Source organism: Planctomonas deserti (genome assembly GCF_003067705.1).
GTDB classification, from domain to species: domain Bacteria; phylum Actinomycetota; class Actinomycetes; order Actinomycetales; family Microbacteriaceae; genus Planctomonas; species Planctomonas deserti.
In genome coordinates this window covers 1-550 of record NZ_QANL01000170.1, presented here as the reverse complement: position 1 = coordinate 550, position 550 = coordinate 1, and the positions used below count along the sequence as shown (strand labels likewise).

Below are 550 nucleotides of genomic sequence, written 5' to 3'. Positions count from 1 at the left end.
AGATCGATGCACGCGTGGCCGAGCTGCTGCAGACCGTGGGCCTGGAGGCGCACGCGCAGAAGTACCCCGCACAGCTGTCCGGTGGGCAGAAGCAGCGCGTCGGCATCGCCCGTGCGCTGGCGACACGCCCGCAGATCCTGCTGTGCGACGAGGCCACCAGTGCGCTGGACCCGCAGACCACCGCCTCGGTGTTGTCGCTGCTGTCGAAGATCAATCGCGAGCTGGGCCTGACCATCGTGCTGATCACCCACGAGATGGATGTGATCCGCCGTGTCTGCGACCGTGTCGCCGTGCTCGACGCCGGCCAGATGGTCGAGACCGGGCCGGTCACCCGGGTGTTCCTGCATCCGCAGCACCCGACCACGCGCCGTTTCGTCAGTGAATCGGAGCAGGTGGACGAAGGTGCGCTGCACCGCGATTTCGATGCCGTCGGTGGCCGCATCGTGCGGCTGACCTTCCTTGGCGGAGACACCTACGATCCCCTGCTCGGCAGCGTCGCGCGGCAGACCGGAGTCGACTACAACATCCTGTCCGGCCGTATCGACCGGAT

Annotated in this window: 1 protein-coding gene; it reads left to right on the top strand. The window is 67.3% G+C overall.

Translation table 11 applies throughout. The features are described 5' to 3' along the window. Nucleotides 1-14: 14 nt before the first annotated feature. Nucleotides 15-550: ATP-binding cassette domain-containing protein (locus DAI20_RS20110; protein ID WP_497802652.1), on the top strand; the 536-nt coding region annotated here is incomplete at its 3' end.